Raw genomic sequence first — 14694 nt, 5'->3', positions numbered from 1 at the left:
TTAGTTGTACTGAGGCGTGGATGTGATGCGCATCCATTGCACGTCCTGGGGCAGGTTCAGGTCCAGGTCGCGGTTCTGCCATTCTCCGCCGGCTTCCAGGGATTTGATCCGGAGCACGGCCTTGCCATCCCGGGGGGATGAAAAAGTGTATTTGTCGTAGAGCACATGGTCTGGAAATGCCGCTGCGGTGTAGGGCCCTTCGCAGGTAAGCGTCCAGCCCTGCCTGCCGCCAAGGGTCAGCATTTCCATGTTTTCCGGGGCTTCCACATAGGCCACGCTGCCTGTGGAAAAATTGAAACGGATGCGGCCTTCCCTGGTGCCATGGGCAGACGCGTATTCCGGCGGCAGGATTGGTCCGAGATCGCCGCTGAGCAGACTGCTGATCTGCTTGGCGTTGAACGGCACGGGGATCTGAAAAAGGGCCAGCCCTGCCTGGGCCTGGGCATGGTGATAGGCCTTGTTTTCCGAGGGGATGTAGGCGGTCCAGAGGTCCGGAGTTTCGCGGATCATGGCCACCGAGGCTCCAGCGCCCGAGGACAGGTCCATGCGGATGATGGACGCGGGGTAGCCCCAAAGTTGCCCGACCAGACGGCCGGTGCGTTCACTGCTGGCCACGTGCATGGAAAACCGGGCCGTGACGCGGTCCCCGGACGAGGACCGCGGATGCAGGGTGGACCAGATGCGTGACACGGCGGCCGGGTCCTGAATCGGTATCTGCGGCGCGCATCCTCCGAGGAGGGCGAGCAGGATGAGCAGAGTCAGGCTCTTCATCGTGTGCGGCCCAGAGCATTCATTTTGGCCCGCACTTCTTCGGCGTTTTCGCCTTCAAGATCCAGGGCCTTTGCATAACCTCGGCGAGCCTCGGTGATAAATCCCATGGCGCGGGCGATGTCCCCGTAATGCTCCCAGATGACCGGGTCCGAGTCCACAAGCTGAACGGCACGCTTGATCTCCTGCCAGGCGCGCTTGTTTTTGCCCTGTTTGAAGTAGACCCAGGCCAGAGAGTCGACGAAGTAACCGTTGTCGGGCTTGACCTTGAGGGCGCTTTCGATCAGCACCTCCGCCCGTTCCAGGTTGCGACCCAGTTCCACCAGGGTGTAGCCCAGATAATTGAGCGCATCGGCGTATTCGGGATCTTTGGAGATGACCTTTTCCATCATGATCATGGCCTGGTCCCGGTGATCCATGCGATCGTAGATCAGGCCCAGCCGGTAAAGGATGGTCGTGTTGTCCGGCCAGACTCCCGTGGCCTTGAGCAGCACGTCCAGCGCCTGCTGGTACTCTTTTTCAAATTCGTGGATCTCCGCCATGATGATGCGGAATTCAGGTTGCTTGGGAAAAAGCGTCATGGCCGACAGACAGAGCTCTTTGGCCGTAGCCCTGTCGTTTTTCTGGTAGAGAAGGTGGATGCGGAATATCAGGCTGCGCTCATAATGCTGATGCCCCGCAGGTATGGCTTCCAGATAGGTCATGGCCTTGTCCGGATTATCGCGGCCTTCGTATTCCAGCACGGCCAGGAAAAAAAGCGCATCGCTGGGGATCGGATTTTCCAGGGCCATGGGGTCCAGAAGTTCCGCCGCGTGGTCATAGAAGTCCTGGTTGAGCAGCAGATTGACCGCTTCCAGAACCAGCGCCTGATCATCCGAGCCCTGCTCCACATAGGACAGGGCCTGGTCGGGATTGTTGAGCTTCAAGTTGAGTTCGATCAGGCGAAAGAGAATCTGCTGGTTCCCGATCCCCAAATCGACGAGTTTGGCAAAAACGCGTTCCGCGTCGATATAATTTTTCTGTACCTCGTATGTCAGTCCAAGCTCTATCCACGCGTTGTAATATTCGGGGTCGATGGCCACGGCCTGCTGGTAGGCGGTGATCGCCTTGTCATAGAGCTCAAGACCGAAAAAGCCCTTGCCGAGGAGAAATTTCGTAGTCTGGTTGACGTCTTTTTCCGGAATGGCGTTCAGCCTGTCCACAGCTTCGCCGAACTCTCCCTGCTCCAGACGATAAAGCGCCGCTTCGTGGGCCAGTTCGATCTGTTCGGGGTGCTTTTTGCGGTAGTCGTCCAGGACGAGCACGGCGTCGTCGAAACGACCCTGGGCCGCATAGGTTTTGGCCAGGGTGCTGAGCAGGGCTTCCGAGTCCGGGTAGCTGGTCAGGCCCTGGTTCAAGACCAGCAGGGCATCGGAAAATCTGGAGGCGCGCCAGTGCAGGTTGCCCAGTTCAAGATAGAGTTCGGGCGTGGGCTTGAGCGCGATGGCCTGCTCAAGCGCCTGGGCCGCCTGGTCATTTTTGTCTTCTTGCAGCAGTTCGCGATAGGCCAGATAGGAATAGATGGCCTCGGCTTCGGATGAAGCCGGTACAGGAGCGGGCGGTGTCATTGGGGGCAGCGGCTCGGTTCGGTGGGCGCACCCCAGGGAAGCCGCTAAGGCGGCGGAAAGAAGGAGCCGATGGACAAGCGTTCTGATCATGCAGTGATGTGTCCGGAGCAGTCATTTTTTCTACAAAATGCCTGGATTATTTGGTAAATTTTTTTGCCCATGTCGAGCCCCAGTTCAATGAATTCCGGCCCGTAAATTTTTCCGGCAGGAGTGCGGAACGTGTTCTGGATAGACGCAACCACCTCCAGCCCGGCGGGAAATTTATCCAGAATCTGCTGCAGGGTCCACTCCTGATAATTACATATTTCCCATAAGGTGGTGATGAAATTGTCAGGCCCCCAGCGGAATTTGTCCGCGTCGTACAGCGCGTCGGCCAGGAGTTGCGTGCCGTGATGGTCGAACTCGGCCGGCGCGGAAAAGGCTTCATGGCAGCGCACCGCGTCAGCGATCATCTGTTTTTCCTCGTCCGTGAGCGGATAGTCACGGAGGATCAGCAGGGCAAGGTCGGCCCCGCGCGTGGCATGATCGCCTTCAAGTCGGCAGGTGTCATGCAGCAGGCCGGCAAGCATGGCCAAAAGGCTCAGCCGCCGGGCCTGCTCCAGCCCCAGCGCATCGGCTTCGCCCAGGATCAGCGCGCTGCACTCGATGGCGACTTTTTTCGAGTGGTCGATGCCATGGCCGAACTCGTCGTTCAGGAAGGGCAGCACATCCTCCCGGCAACGCAGGACCATGGGGTGCGAAAAGAACGTGTCCCGGGCGGAGGCAAGCTCCGCGCTCATGGCCGTATAAAAGCTGGGCAGGGCGTCGGGGGTGACAGCGGCGCTTTCCTGTTTGATGCGAAGTAATGTTTCATTCTTCATGTTCAATCCATTCTGAGGAGAAATCTTGGATGGTGCTCGACATCTGGGCCTTGATCTTTTGCAGCAGACGGGCTTCGATCTGGCGTACCCGTTCCCGGGTGATCCCGTACTTGTCACCGATTTCGCGCAGGGTGATAGGCGAGTCGGCCAGAAGACGCTGCTCCAGGATGTCGAGTTCCTTTTCGTTCAGGCCGTCCCGTATGGCGTCAATATTGTCGTGGATGAGCACGCTGATCTCGTCGGCGGCCATCTGTTCCTCGATCCCGGCCTCAAGAGCCGGAATGAAATCCATGGGCGTGAAGCTGGAGTCGTCCCCGATCTTCATGTCCAGGGACACATCGTGTTGTCCCAGGCGCTGACCCATTTCCACGATGTCGGCTTCGGAGACCTGCAGATTCTTGGAAAGGGTGGATGTCGTCGGGTCAAATCCTTGCGCCTGCAGGCGCTGGCGCTCCTTGCCCAGGTTGTAGAACAGCTTGCGCTGGGCCTGGGTGGTTCCGATCTTGACCATGCGCCAGTTGTCCATGATGAATTTCAGGATATAGGCTTTGATCCAGAACGAGGCATAATAGGAAAACTTGATGCCCTTGTCCGGGTCGAACTTCTGGACCGCCTTCATGAGGCCCACGTTGCCTTCCTGAATCAGGTCGAGCACGTTCTTCATCCAGCGCCGCTGGAAATCCATGGCGATCTTGACCACCAGCCGCAGATTGGAGGTGATGAGGATAAAGGCCGCCTGCTCTTCCTTTTCGTCCCGGTAGCGCCTGGCCAGATCGAATTCTTCGTCCTGTTCCAGGGGTTTGAATTTTTTGATTTCCTGAAGATAGATATGCAGCGGGTCCAGGGTCGCGACTTCGCGTCGGGGGACTGTGGCCAGGACCAGCGGGGCGATTTCATCGATATCGACAGTGTCGATCGTGTCGGAATCGTCGACGACATCGTCATCGAATTCTTCGGTGTCCTCTGATAAGGGTGTTTCGAGCTCTTCATCCAGAGCATTGTCTTCGGGTCGTTGATTGGGATTCATGATGGTGCGTGACTGGAGGTGGTTCTTGGGCATCACGTGCTGTAAAAGTGGAAGAAGGTGCCCAGGGCTGTTCCGCGAGAATTGTTTTGAAGAATCAATCCGATTTTTCAGAGTTTTCCATCATAGAGTTTTTGTTTGTCCTTTTCAATGATTTTCAGTAGGGCACTTCGTTCACCGGAGTGTGAATTTTTGAACTACGTGAGGTGTTGAAATGCGCGATTTTCGCCAGACACTCAAGGGCGGAAACGTTCTTATTTTTGACGGGGGCATGGGAAGCCTGCTCCAGCGTCGTGGCCTTCAGGCCGGTCAGTCCCCCGAGGAATTCGGCATGGGGCGGCCGGATGTTGTCGCGTCGATCCATGCAGAATACGCCCGGTCCGGGGCGAATGTGGTCACCACCAACACGTTTGGCGCGACCCGGTACAAGCTCCCGCAGGGTTTTGACGTGTTCGAGGTCAATGAAACCATGACCCGCGCCGCGCGTCAAGCCGTGGGTGATGCGGTCTTCGTGGCAGGCAGCGTCGGACCCACAGGCAAGATGATAAAGCCTCTGGGCGACATCTCCTTTCGCGGGTTGGTGGATGTTTTCAAGGAGCAGATTCGCGGCCTGGCGGCAGGCGGAGCCGACCTGATCCTGGGCGAGACCCACTTCGATCTGGCCGAGGCCAGGGCCGTGGTCGTGGCCGCGCGCGAGGTCTGCGATCTGCCCGTTGGCATCAGCATGACCTTCGAGGGTGGAGTCAGCCTGACCGGGACCACCCCGGAAGTCTTTGCCCAGACCATGGAAAACATGGGTGTGGATCTCATCGCCTCCAATTGCAGCGCGGGCCCCGAGCAGCTGATAGAGGTCGCCAAAGCCATGCTCCGCGTCAGCCGGACCCCGGTGCTCATCGAGCCCAACGCGGGCCTGCCCGAACTGGTGGACGGGGCCACGGTGTTTCGCCTGCCCCCGGATCCTTTCGCGGCCACGGTTTCGACCCTCGTGGACGTGGGCGTCTCCTGTCTTGGCGGATGCTGCGGCACCACGCCGGAGCACATCAAGGCCCTCACCGCGCTTTGCGCAGGCAAGACCGTACGGCGTCAGGAAATTTCCGCTCCTCCCTGCCTGATTGTCACGTCCCGTTCCCAGGCGGTCGAGTTCGGCTTTGATCGCCCCTGCCGGATCATCGGAGAACGGATCAATCCCACGGGCAAGGCTGAACTCACGGCCGAACTGCAGCGCCTTGAGACCCGTCGCCTGATGACCTACGCCGAGGAGCAGGTCGCGCGCGGAGCCGATCTTCTGGACGTCAACGTGGGCGCGCCCATGGTCGAGGAGGCGCGCATGCTGCCTTTGGCCGTGCAGGCCCTGACCAGCGCCCATGCCATTCCTCTGTGCCTGGATTCAAGCGACATCTCGGCCATCAGGGCAGGCCTTGAGGCCTATCCGGGCTCGGCTCTGGTCAATTCCATCAGCGGCGAGGAAGAGCGGATGGAGACTCTGGGGCCGCTGTGCCGGGATTACGGCGCGCCGTTCATCCTGCTGCCGCTTAAGGGACGCAAGCTGCCCGTTACGGCGGCCGAGCGCCTGGCCATCATCGAAGAACTTCTGATCAAGGCCGAGAGCCTGCGCATTCCGAGGCGGCTCATCCTGGTCGATGCTCTGGCCCTGACCGTGTCTTCCAAGCCCGAGGCGGCCAAGGCCTGCCTCGAAGTCATCCGGCACTGCCGGGAGCGCTGGGGGCTGGGCTCGACCATGGGCCTGTCCAACATCTCTTTTGGCCTGCCTGCCCGGGACCTGATCAATTCGACCTTTCTGGCCATGGCCATGGGCGTCGGCATGACCTCTTTCATCGCCAACCCCAACGCCGCGCGCATCCGCGAGAATCTGGCGGCGGCGGAGGTGCTTCTTGGCCGGGACAGCCAGGCCGCAGGCTTCATCGCCTCCTATGCCGGATGGAACCCGGGAAATCCCGTGGCCGCGGTCGCTTCCACTGCGGTCGATGAGGACGGCAGCCCTGTCGCCGTGGCGGTGATCAAGGGGCAGAAGGATCGCATCGTCGATCTTTTGCGCGAGCGCATCGCGGCTGGTGAGGACCCTTTTGTCCTTGTCGACGGAGAGATGATCCCCGCCATTGCCAAGGTTGGGGAAAAGTACGAGAAGAAAGAGTATTTTTTGCCGCAGCTCCTCTTATGCGCCGAAACCATGCAGATCGGCTTCGAGTCCATCAAACACCTGCTCGTGCGTGAAGGTCAAGAGGCCAAGGCCACCATTGTCATGGCCACGGTAGAGGGTGACATTCATGACATCGGCAAGAATATCGTCTGTCTGATGCTTAAAAATTTCGGCTATGATGTCGTCGATCTGGGCAAGGATGTGGCGGCCGCGGACATTGTCGCGGCGGCCATGGCCCACAAGGCCTCGGTCATCGGCCTGTCCGCGCTCATGACCACGACCATGGTCCGCATGGAGGATACCGTGCGTCTGGTCCGCGAGCAGGGCCTTGCCTGCCGGGTCATGATCGGTGGCGCGGTGGTCAGCCAGTCCTATGCGGACCTGATCGGCGCCGACGGCTATGCCGACGACGCGGTGGCGGCGGTTCGGGTGGCCACCCGGTTGTGCGCCGAGGTCCGCTCGGCCTGAGTTTTCAAAGATTCAAGCGGGAGCACGCATGGAAAAATATATTCTCAGAAAGGCGACCATCGCCGATGTCAAAGCCATTCACCGGCTGCTTATGGATTGCGCCACCAAGCGGCTCCTTCTGCCCCGGTCTTTCGGCGAGCTCTATTCCCATCTGCGCGATTTCATTGTGGCCGAGGATGTGGAAACCGGAACGATGGCTGGTTGCTGCGCTCTGACCATTACGTGGGAAGCCTTGGCCGAAGTCCGTTCGCTGGTGGTTGCCGAGAGCGCTCAAGGCCAGGGCCTGGGGCGCAGGCTGGTGGAATTTTGCGTCAGCGACGCCGTGACCTTTGGTGTTTACAAGGTATTCGCCTTGACCTATCAGGTTCCCTTTTTTCAGAAGCTGGGATTTTCGGAAGTGAGTAAGGATATCCTGCCGCAGAAGGTGTGGGCCGACTGTCTCAAATGCCCCCAGTTTCCTGAATGCGACGAAGTGGCCATGATGATTGAATTGTAAGTTATGACATGTTGGTTCTCCGGGAGAGTTCATGAAATTTGTACAGCTTTTTGACCGTCCGCAAATTGAAGCAAGAGCCCAGGAACTGGGTCGGGAAATATCCAGCCATTACGGTGATGAACCGTTGGTTTGCGTATGCGTGCTCAAGGGCGCCTACGCATTTTTTACTGATCTGATGCGTAATTTGACCATCCATCCAACCATGGATTTTGTCCGTCTTTCCAGTTATGCGGATCAGACTTCCCGCAAATCAAAGATGGTTTTCTCCAAGGATATGGAAATCGATATCAGGGACAAGCATGTGCTTGTCGTCGAAGATATCGTCGATACGGGCCATTCCATGGGTTTTTTGATCAAGGTTCTTGAGGCGCGTAGCCCAAAATCCATCAAGATCGCGGCCATGATCGACAAGAGAGAGCGTCGCGAGGTGGATGTGAATGTAGATTTTGTGGGCTTCCCACTGGATAAAGGATATATCGTCGGCTATGGACTTGACTACGCCGAACAATACAGAGAACTTGACGGCATTTACGATCTTAAATTCTCGGAAGCATAGACCCCTGCCTCCAGACTGAACTTTTTCAAGGAAAGGCCATGCTCGTTCAATGCCCTGAGTGTACCACCAAATACAATCTGGATGAAAGCAAGATCGGACACGACGGCAGCAAGGTCCGTTGTACGCGTTGCAAGAACGTGTTCACCGTGTTCCGCCCCATCGACAACGACGAGCCCGAAGCGGCGCCCCAGGCGGTTCCGGAGGCCAGAGGGGCCGGGGAAGAGCCATCCAGTGATGATTTTGCGCCTTCCTTCAGGGAAGGCCAAAAAAATGATTCGGCTCCAAGGCAGCCGGTCGATTCTTTCGAGGACGATCTGGAGGCTCTGTTCAGGGACAACGAGGTTGTTCCCGCATCCGCAAAGTCTTCGGCTTCCAGGAATTCGGCCGAAGCCGATTCCTTTGAAGACGATCTCGCGGCCATGCTTGACGAGAAAAAGCCCACGGCGTCATCGATTTCCTCCGCGAGTGCCTCCTTTGAGGATGACCTGACGGCGCTCATAGAAGAGAAACAGTCCAGGACTTCATCAAAAGCCTCTGTGGATGAGGAAATGATTGCCGATCTTCAGGGCGCGTTTCAGCAGCCGCTGACCGATCAGCTGGATCACGATCCGGCACCCGGCAGGAGAACCCCGCCCACGTCCAAGAAGACCGGGAGCATGGGGCTTATCATCGGCCTTGTTGTCCTGCTGCTGGCCTCTGCCGTCGCAGGGGTTTATTTTTTGAAGCCGGGCTTGCTCGGGCTCGGACCCACAGTACCCGGCGCGCCTGCGACAGCGCCGGATGCGGTCGTCAGGGAAGGCGCGGCCCAGATCGCTCTGGAAAATGTACGCCAGTACTTTGTCCCCAACGAAAAGGAAGGCCAGCTCTTCATTATCGAAGGCAAAGCCGTGAATCGCTTTCCCGAGGCGCGTGAACTGATCCGCATCAAGGCCTCCCTCTTCGACAGACAGGGAGCGGAAGTCGCGACGCAGGAATTCATGTGCGGCAATGTCGTCTCCCTGTACCAGCTTCAGGTTTCCGCCCGGGCGGACATCGAGACGGCCCTGACCGCCAAGGTCGGCATTCTGACCAACAATACCAATATCCAGCCCGGAGCTTCCGTGCCGTTCATGGCGGTGTTCTTCAAGACTCCGGACTCCGTGGAAGAGTTCGGGCTGGAAGTGATCCAGTCCAGCGTCCCGCAACAATAGCAAAACTTTTGACCCACGAAAGGCAGGCGCAAGTCTGCCTTTTTTATTCCCTCATGAAAACAAAGAGCGCTTACGTGTGTACTGCCTGCAAGGCTGTCAGCCCCCGCTGGCAGGGGCAGTGTCCCAAATGCCTGGCCTGGAACACCCTGGAGCCGGCACTGCAAAAGTCCGGTCCGGTCAGGGATTTTCCCCTGAACCGTCCCGTTGACCTGCGCGAACTGCCGACGCTCCTGGAGGACCGGGTCAGCTCGCAGCTCTCCGGGCTGGACGGAATTCTGGGCAGCGGGTTCGTGCCCGGAGGAGTCATCCTGCTCGGCGGGGAGCCGGGCATCGGCAAGTCCACGCTGCTCTTGCAGGTGACCGCGTCCATGGAAAATTCCGGCAAGGGCGTCGTCTATGTTTCCGGCGAGGAGTCCCTGTCCCAGATTCGCAGCCGGGCCGAGCGTCTGGGCATGCTTGGTGGCAGGCTGACCGTTCTTGCCACCAACCAGGCGGATGACATCCTGGTCTGCATGGAGGACGGGCCCGCGCTTATTGTCGTGGACTCGGTGCAGACCATGATTTCATCCAGCGTCGAGGGTCTGCCCGGTTCCGTCAGTCAGGTCCGCGCCGTGGCCACGGCCCTGACCGAGCGGGCCAAGCAGCTCGGAGTCACGGTCATCCTGGTCGGGCATGTGACCAAGGACGGACAGATCGCCGGCCCCAAATTGCTGGAGCACATGGTCGACACGGTCCTGTACCTAGAAGGGGACAAGGAGCACCTTTTCCGCATTCTGCGAGTGGTCAAGAATCGCTTCGGCCCGTCCAACGAGATCCTGCTGTTCGAGATGCGCGAAAAGGGCATGAGCGTCATCGAGGACCCCTCGACCTTTTTCCTGCAGGCCCGCGACACGGCCCTCTCGGGCACGGCCCTGGTAATGTCCATGGAGTCCCAGCGGCCCTTTGTGGTCGAGGTGCAGGCCCTGGTCACCAAAACGTTCCTGGCTTTTCCCCGGCGCACTGCCCTGGGCTTTGACGCCAACCGTTTGCACCTTCTCATCGCGGTCATGGAGAAGCGCCTGCAGATCAGCCTGGGCCAGGTCGATGTCTATGCCAAAGTCGGCGGAGGCTTGCGTATGAAAGACCCCGGCCTGGACCTGGGGATTGTCGCGGCCATATTATCATCTTTTTATGACCGCCCATTGCCCGAGGGCGCGGTGTTCTGGGGCGAGGTGGACCTGAACGGCCAGATCCGGCCGGTCACGGGCCACGATGTGCGGCTGCGCCAGGCCGCGAATCTGGGCTACGCGCCCATGGTCCATCCCAAGACCGGGGCCAAGGGCAAGGGATGGACGAGGATCTCGGATGTGCAGAAGATGCTGTTCGGGCAGGCGGGGCAGGGATGATTGTGTAGACGGGTTGAGCTTTCTTTACTTTTGCGGATACAAGAATTCCCCTCCTGCCAAGGGGGGGGGCCGAAGGGCGGGGTGGTTGTCTTTTACTCGGTTTGACGAAAGAGGTGTGCGGTCGCGGAGTGGACTGATGCGGACGAGTGCCGCCGAAACTCCCTCGCGGGCCTCGTAATGCCGAATCGTTGCGTGCCGATGCGTCAAGCCGGGGCAAGACGCCCGGCAACGATTGGGCAAACGATGCCTGGCTCGGTCAGACAGTCGGCGACCCTCGTCCGCATCAGCCCACCCCGCTCGGGTCGAGTCTTGGGCTGGGAAGAGGGTATGGCGCAGTTTATTGTGATCGTCCGACCGTCCTGCCAGGATGTCATTCCCGCATGCGAGTCCGCCAAGGTACGTCCAGGCCTTGAATTTCTCTCAACCCGTCCAATCCTTGGTTTCCTTTCCTTTGGGTCTTTGGCGCGAAGCCTTGAGCTTGCGGGTCCATAGGGCCAGGCGTTCCTCGTGGCCCTGGGTCTTGGCCTGGTAGAAGACGCGTCCCTTGAGTTCCGGGGGCAGATAATCCTGCTCGACCCAGGCTTCGGGGTAGGCGTGGGGGTATTTGTAGCCCTGGCCATAGCCCCATTCCTTTTGCAGGCTGGTGGAGGCGTTGCGCAGGTGCAGGGGCACGGGCTTGGGCCCGTTGGTGCGGATCTCTTTGATGGCCGAGAGGTAGCCGGCGTAGGCCGAGTTGCTTTTGGGCGCCAGGGCCAGATACACGGTGGTTTCGGCCATGGGAATCCAGCCCTCGGGCATGCCTATGCGTTCCACCGCCTGCTCGCAGGACACGGCCAGGGGCAGGGCCATGGGGTCGCCCAGGCCCACATCCTCGGCAGCCGAAAGGATCAGCCTGCGGCAGATGAAGCGCGGATCCTCGCCCGTTTCCACCAGGCTGGCCAGGTAATACAGGGCCGCGTCCGGGTCCGAGCCCCGGATGGACTTGATCAGCGCCGAAGCCAGTTCATAATGGGAGTCGCCCTCCCTGTCCCCCCGCAGCACGATTTCCGGCAAGCGGGTCTTGAGCTGATCGGGTTCCAGGTCCTTTTCTTCAAGTCCTGCTGCGAATTCCACGAGATTGAGCATGGTTCGCGCGTCCCCGCCCGAGAGGGTGGCTAAAAGTTCCAGGCTTTTTTCCGGAATGAGCGAATCCAGCTTTTCCATGCCCCGCTTGCCTACGTCCACCAGTTCGGCCATGCCCAGCGAGCGCAGGCGCAATACATGCAGCCGGGAGAGAAGCTGGCGCGTGACGCTGAAGGACGGGTTTTCCGTGGTCGTGGCGATAAGCGTCAGTTCGCCCGTCTCCAGCAGCGGCAGGAAAAAATCCTGCTGGGCCTTGGAATAGCGGTGCAGTTCGTCCAGGATAAGGATTTCCTTGTCCTGGATCTGTTTGCGCAGGGCGGTGATTCCCACCTCGGGCGCGCTGACCCGCACAAAGGGCTTGTCCGCGTGTTTGGCCAGGAGCAGGGCCACGGTGGATTTGCCGCAACCGGGAGGTCCGAAGAGCAGAAGGCTCGGCAGGTCCTTGGACTGCATCAGGGTGCGCAGGCGCTGGCGAAAATGGCTTTGGCCGATAAAGTCGTCGAGGGACTCCGGGCGCAGGGATTCGGCGAGAGGGCGTTTTTGGGCCACGATGATGATTCCGGCTAAATGCTTGTGGCCTTTTCCAGACACTCCAGAAGGGCCTGGGCTTCGGGTCCGTGGGCGGCGATTGTAACGGTTCTGGTCTCTGCTTCGGCCGTCCAGACCATGTCGAGATGGGAGTCGGGCATATACTCCCTGGGGAGGTACTCGGCCCATTCAAGCAAGCAGAAATGATCCGGGGCGAAGAGTGTCTCTTCCAGATCGGGATCGAAGTTCCGTCCTTCGGTGCGGTAAAGGTCGAAATGCCCCACGGGTGGCGTCGTGGGGTAAAGGTTCAGGATATTGAAGCTGGGGCTGCTGACCTCGGCGTTTTCGCTTCCCGGCAGAGACTGGACCAGTTCGCGGATGAAGGTCGTCTTTCCGGCCCCGAGCTGCCCGTGCAGAAGCACGGGAGGCAGGGCCGGACTGGCGGCGATGCAGGCCGCAAAGGCGCGGGCCAGGGCGGCGGTGGCCTCAAGAGAGGTCAGGACAATGATCATGAATGAGGGATCAGGGTTTTGATGACGTCTTTCTTGCCGACAACACCCAGCAGCTGGCCCTTGCTCGTGACGGGCAGGGTGTGGAATTTTTTGTCGACCATGAGAGCCGCGATTTCGTCGATGGTCATGTCCGGGCCGATGGTGACCACTTTCGCGCTCATGGCGTCGGAAACCTTGGAAGCGGCGATGCGCCTGACCTCGGCTTCAAGCAGCGCCGAGGAGGACATGGGCACGAAGCCGTCCAGCAGGGTGAAAAGAGAGGGGATGGGCAGGCTTTTCTGCATGCGGACCAGATCGCTCTGGCACAGGATGCCGACCAGCTGGCCGGTGCTGTCGACCACTGGAAGTCCGTTGACACCCTTGTCGAGCAGGATTTTCACGGCTTCGGTGATGTCTGCTTCGGGGCTGATGGTGATGACCTCGGTGGTCATGATATCTTGAGCTGTACGCATTTTTTCCACTCCTTCAAGGCGGTTGGCAGGTAATCGGCGATTTCCATGGGGGTGTTGCCCCGGTACGGGAAATCATTGGCGAGCTGGGTGCCCGCATATCCGTGCCAATACACGCCGATCCGGGCGGCGGTCAATGGCGGGTGCCCCTGGGCCATCAGGCTGCCGATGATTCCGGCGAGCACGTCGCCCGATCCTCCAATGGCCAGGTTCGGGGCGCAGAAGGGTGAGATGGAAATGGGGTCTTCGTGTCCGGCGACGATGGTCGCCGCACCTTTCAAGACCAGATTGACGCAGCGTCCGAATGAAAATTCCCTTGCATAGCTGGCCCTGGCGAGATTGATGGCTCCGGCCGTGACGCCGAAGAAATTGGCCATCTCGCCGGGATGCGGGGTCAGCACCGCGTCCGGGCCGATGAGGGCCAGGAGGTCGGGGCGCTGGGCCAGGAGGAAGAGGGCGTCGGCATCGTAGAGGGTTCTGGCGTGAGGCTGGGCCAGATAGCGTTCCAGAAAGGCCATGGCTCCGTCGGTGCGGCCAAGGCCGGGGCCGAAGACCACGGCCGAGTAGCGCGAAAGACTCGGCAGCAGGGAATCGAAGCAACCTGAGCACCATTGGTCCGAATTGCCGAGTCCCAGAGTCATGATTTCGGGGAAGTTTCCGTAGGCCGAAGTCAGGGCCTTGGGACACGCGATGCTGACCAGTCCGGCGCCGGAGCGAAAGGCCGCCCGGGCCGCAAGCATGGGCGCGCCGGTCAGGCCGGGGGAGCCGCCCAGGATCAGAATATGTCCTGCGTCTCCCTTGTGCATGGTCGCGCCCGGTTCAGGCAGCAGATCCGCAAGGTCCGGCCCCAGGGCAACGTGGGCGGTGGGGTGCTGGTCCTTGATGTGGCGTGGAATGCCGATCTTGGACGTGACCAGCTTGCCCACATGTTTTTTGGCCGGGGGCAGGAAGAGTCCGAGCTTGGCCTCCTCGAAGGTCACGGTCAGGTCGGCTTCGACCGCTTGAGGCATGGGCTGGCCCGTGGTGCCGCTGAGCCCCGAAGGGATGTCCAGCGACAGGACATAGGAATGGACGCCCAATTTGTTGATGGACTTGATCCATGCCTGCACATTGGGTCGCAGCGGTCCCTCGAAGCCGGTTCCGAGCAGGCCGTCCACGATAATGTCGATCCTTGGCACCAGATCCATCTCGTATTCGGGCAGGTAGGAGCAGGGGATGCCCATGTCCATGGCCAGCTTCAGATGGTAGGCGGAATCCTGGGTATATTGCGCGAGGTGCTTGGCGTGCAGGATGAGGACCGTCGCTCCCAGATTGACCAGATGTCTGGCCAGGGCGAAGGCATCGCCGCCGTTGTTGCCGGGACCGGCAAAAACCATGACCGACGCGGCTCGCAAGGGGCCGAATTCTTTTTTAAGGGCATAGAGAGCGGCCCTGCTGGCGTTTTCCATCAGGATTTGTCCGGACAGCCCGAACTCATCGATGGTCAGTCTGTCCCAGCGGGACATTTCCTCGGGAGTGGGCAAAAGGGTAACCATTTGATCTCCTTCATGTGAGCTCTTTATCTGCGCCTT

General features: G+C 59.7%; 13 protein-coding genes. 5 read left to right on the top strand and 8 right to left on the bottom strand.

The features are described 5' to 3' along the window. From DBAC_RS17910 to DBAC_RS09315, 4 genes are all read right to left on the bottom strand, one after another. Positions 1–771, bottom strand: a complete 771-nt coding sequence (locus DBAC_RS17910; RefSeq protein ID WP_015774044.1) for a hypothetical protein — start codon at positions 769–771, stop codon at positions 1–3. Next, entirely contained in the window at positions 768–2375 is a 1608-nt protein-coding gene (locus DBAC_RS09325) for a tetratricopeptide repeat protein (RefSeq protein ID WP_167320929.1), read from the bottom strand. Before DBAC_RS09325 ends, DBAC_RS17910 begins: the two co-directional genes overlap by 4 nt. A gap of 86 nt (positions 2376–2461) precedes the next feature. Next, a complete protein-coding gene (locus DBAC_RS09320) occupies positions 2462–3235 on the bottom strand; it encodes an HD domain-containing protein (RefSeq protein WP_015774042.1) in 774 nt (257 codons plus the stop codon). Continuing rightward, positions 3225–4295 (bottom strand): sigma-70 family RNA polymerase sigma factor, encoded by a 1071-nt coding sequence (locus DBAC_RS09315; protein WP_015774041.1) that lies wholly within the window; start codon positions 4293–4295, stop codon positions 3225–3227. Before DBAC_RS09315 ends, DBAC_RS09320 begins: the two co-directional genes overlap by 11 nt. A 178-nt stretch (positions 4296–4473) precedes the next feature. Here DBAC_RS09315 and DBAC_RS09310 point away from each other — a divergent pair, with 178 nt between their 5' ends. From DBAC_RS09310 to radA, 5 genes are read left to right on the top strand one after another with little or no spacing between them, the layout of a single operon-like run. Beyond that, entirely contained in the window at positions 4474–6885 is a 2412-nt protein-coding gene (locus tag DBAC_RS09310) for a homocysteine S-methyltransferase family protein (RefSeq protein WP_015774040.1), read from the top strand. Positions 6886–6913: 28 nt separating this feature from the next. Continuing rightward, a complete protein-coding gene (locus tag DBAC_RS09305) occupies positions 6914–7381 on the top strand; it encodes an N-acetyltransferase (protein ID WP_015774039.1) in 468 nt (155 codons plus the stop codon). A gap of 31 nt (positions 7382–7412) precedes the next feature. Further along, a complete protein-coding gene (hpt, locus tag DBAC_RS09300; RefSeq protein WP_015774038.1) occupies positions 7413–7937 on the top strand; it encodes a hypoxanthine phosphoribosyltransferase in 525 nt (174 codons plus the stop codon). Between the two features lie 38 nt (positions 7938–7975). Beyond that, complete coding sequence (locus DBAC_RS09295; protein ID WP_015774037.1) at positions 7976–9127, top strand: DUF3426 domain-containing protein; 1152 nt, start codon at positions 7976–7978, stop codon at positions 9125–9127. A 53-nt stretch (positions 9128–9180) separates the two neighbouring features. Next, entirely contained in the window at positions 9181–10512 is a 1332-nt protein-coding gene (radA, locus tag DBAC_RS09290) for a DNA repair protein RadA (RefSeq protein WP_015774036.1), read from the top strand. Between the two features lie 420 nt (positions 10513–10932). Here the strand turns inward: radA and DBAC_RS09285 are convergent, their stop codons facing one another. Genes DBAC_RS09285 through DBAC_RS09270 form a run of 4 tightly spaced genes read right to left on the bottom strand, consistent with a single transcriptional unit; the run spans position 10933 to position 14658 of the window. Then, a complete protein-coding gene (locus DBAC_RS09285) occupies positions 10933–12183 on the bottom strand; it encodes a replication-associated recombination protein A (RefSeq protein ID WP_435050779.1) in 1251 nt (416 codons plus the stop codon). Positions 12184–12197: 14 nt separating this feature from the next. Continuing rightward, positions 12198–12674 carry a tRNA (adenosine(37)-N6)-threonylcarbamoyltransferase complex ATPase subunit type 1 TsaE gene (gene tsaE / locus DBAC_RS09280; protein ID WP_015774034.1) on the bottom strand — a complete coding sequence of 159 codons (477 nt, stop codon included), beginning with the start codon at positions 12672–12674 and terminating at the stop codon, positions 12198–12200. Next, positions 12671–13126, bottom strand: a complete 456-nt coding sequence (locus DBAC_RS09275) for a CBS domain-containing protein (RefSeq protein ID WP_015774033.1) — start codon at positions 13124–13126, stop codon at positions 12671–12673. Before DBAC_RS09275 ends, tsaE begins: the two co-directional genes overlap by 4 nt. Further along, a complete protein-coding gene (locus DBAC_RS09270) occupies positions 13102–14658 on the bottom strand; it encodes a bifunctional ADP-dependent NAD(P)H-hydrate dehydratase/NAD(P)H-hydrate epimerase (RefSeq protein ID WP_015774032.1) in 1557 nt (518 codons plus the stop codon). Before DBAC_RS09270 ends, DBAC_RS09275 begins: the two co-directional genes overlap by 25 nt. Positions 14659–14694 lie beyond the last annotated feature (36 nt).

This window comes from Desulfomicrobium baculatum DSM 4028 (assembly GCF_000023225.1).
Classification (GTDB): Bacteria; Desulfobacterota; Desulfovibrionia; order Desulfovibrionales; family Desulfomicrobiaceae; genus Desulfomicrobium; species Desulfomicrobium baculatum.
This window is presented reverse-complemented; position numbering and strand designations above follow the sequence as displayed.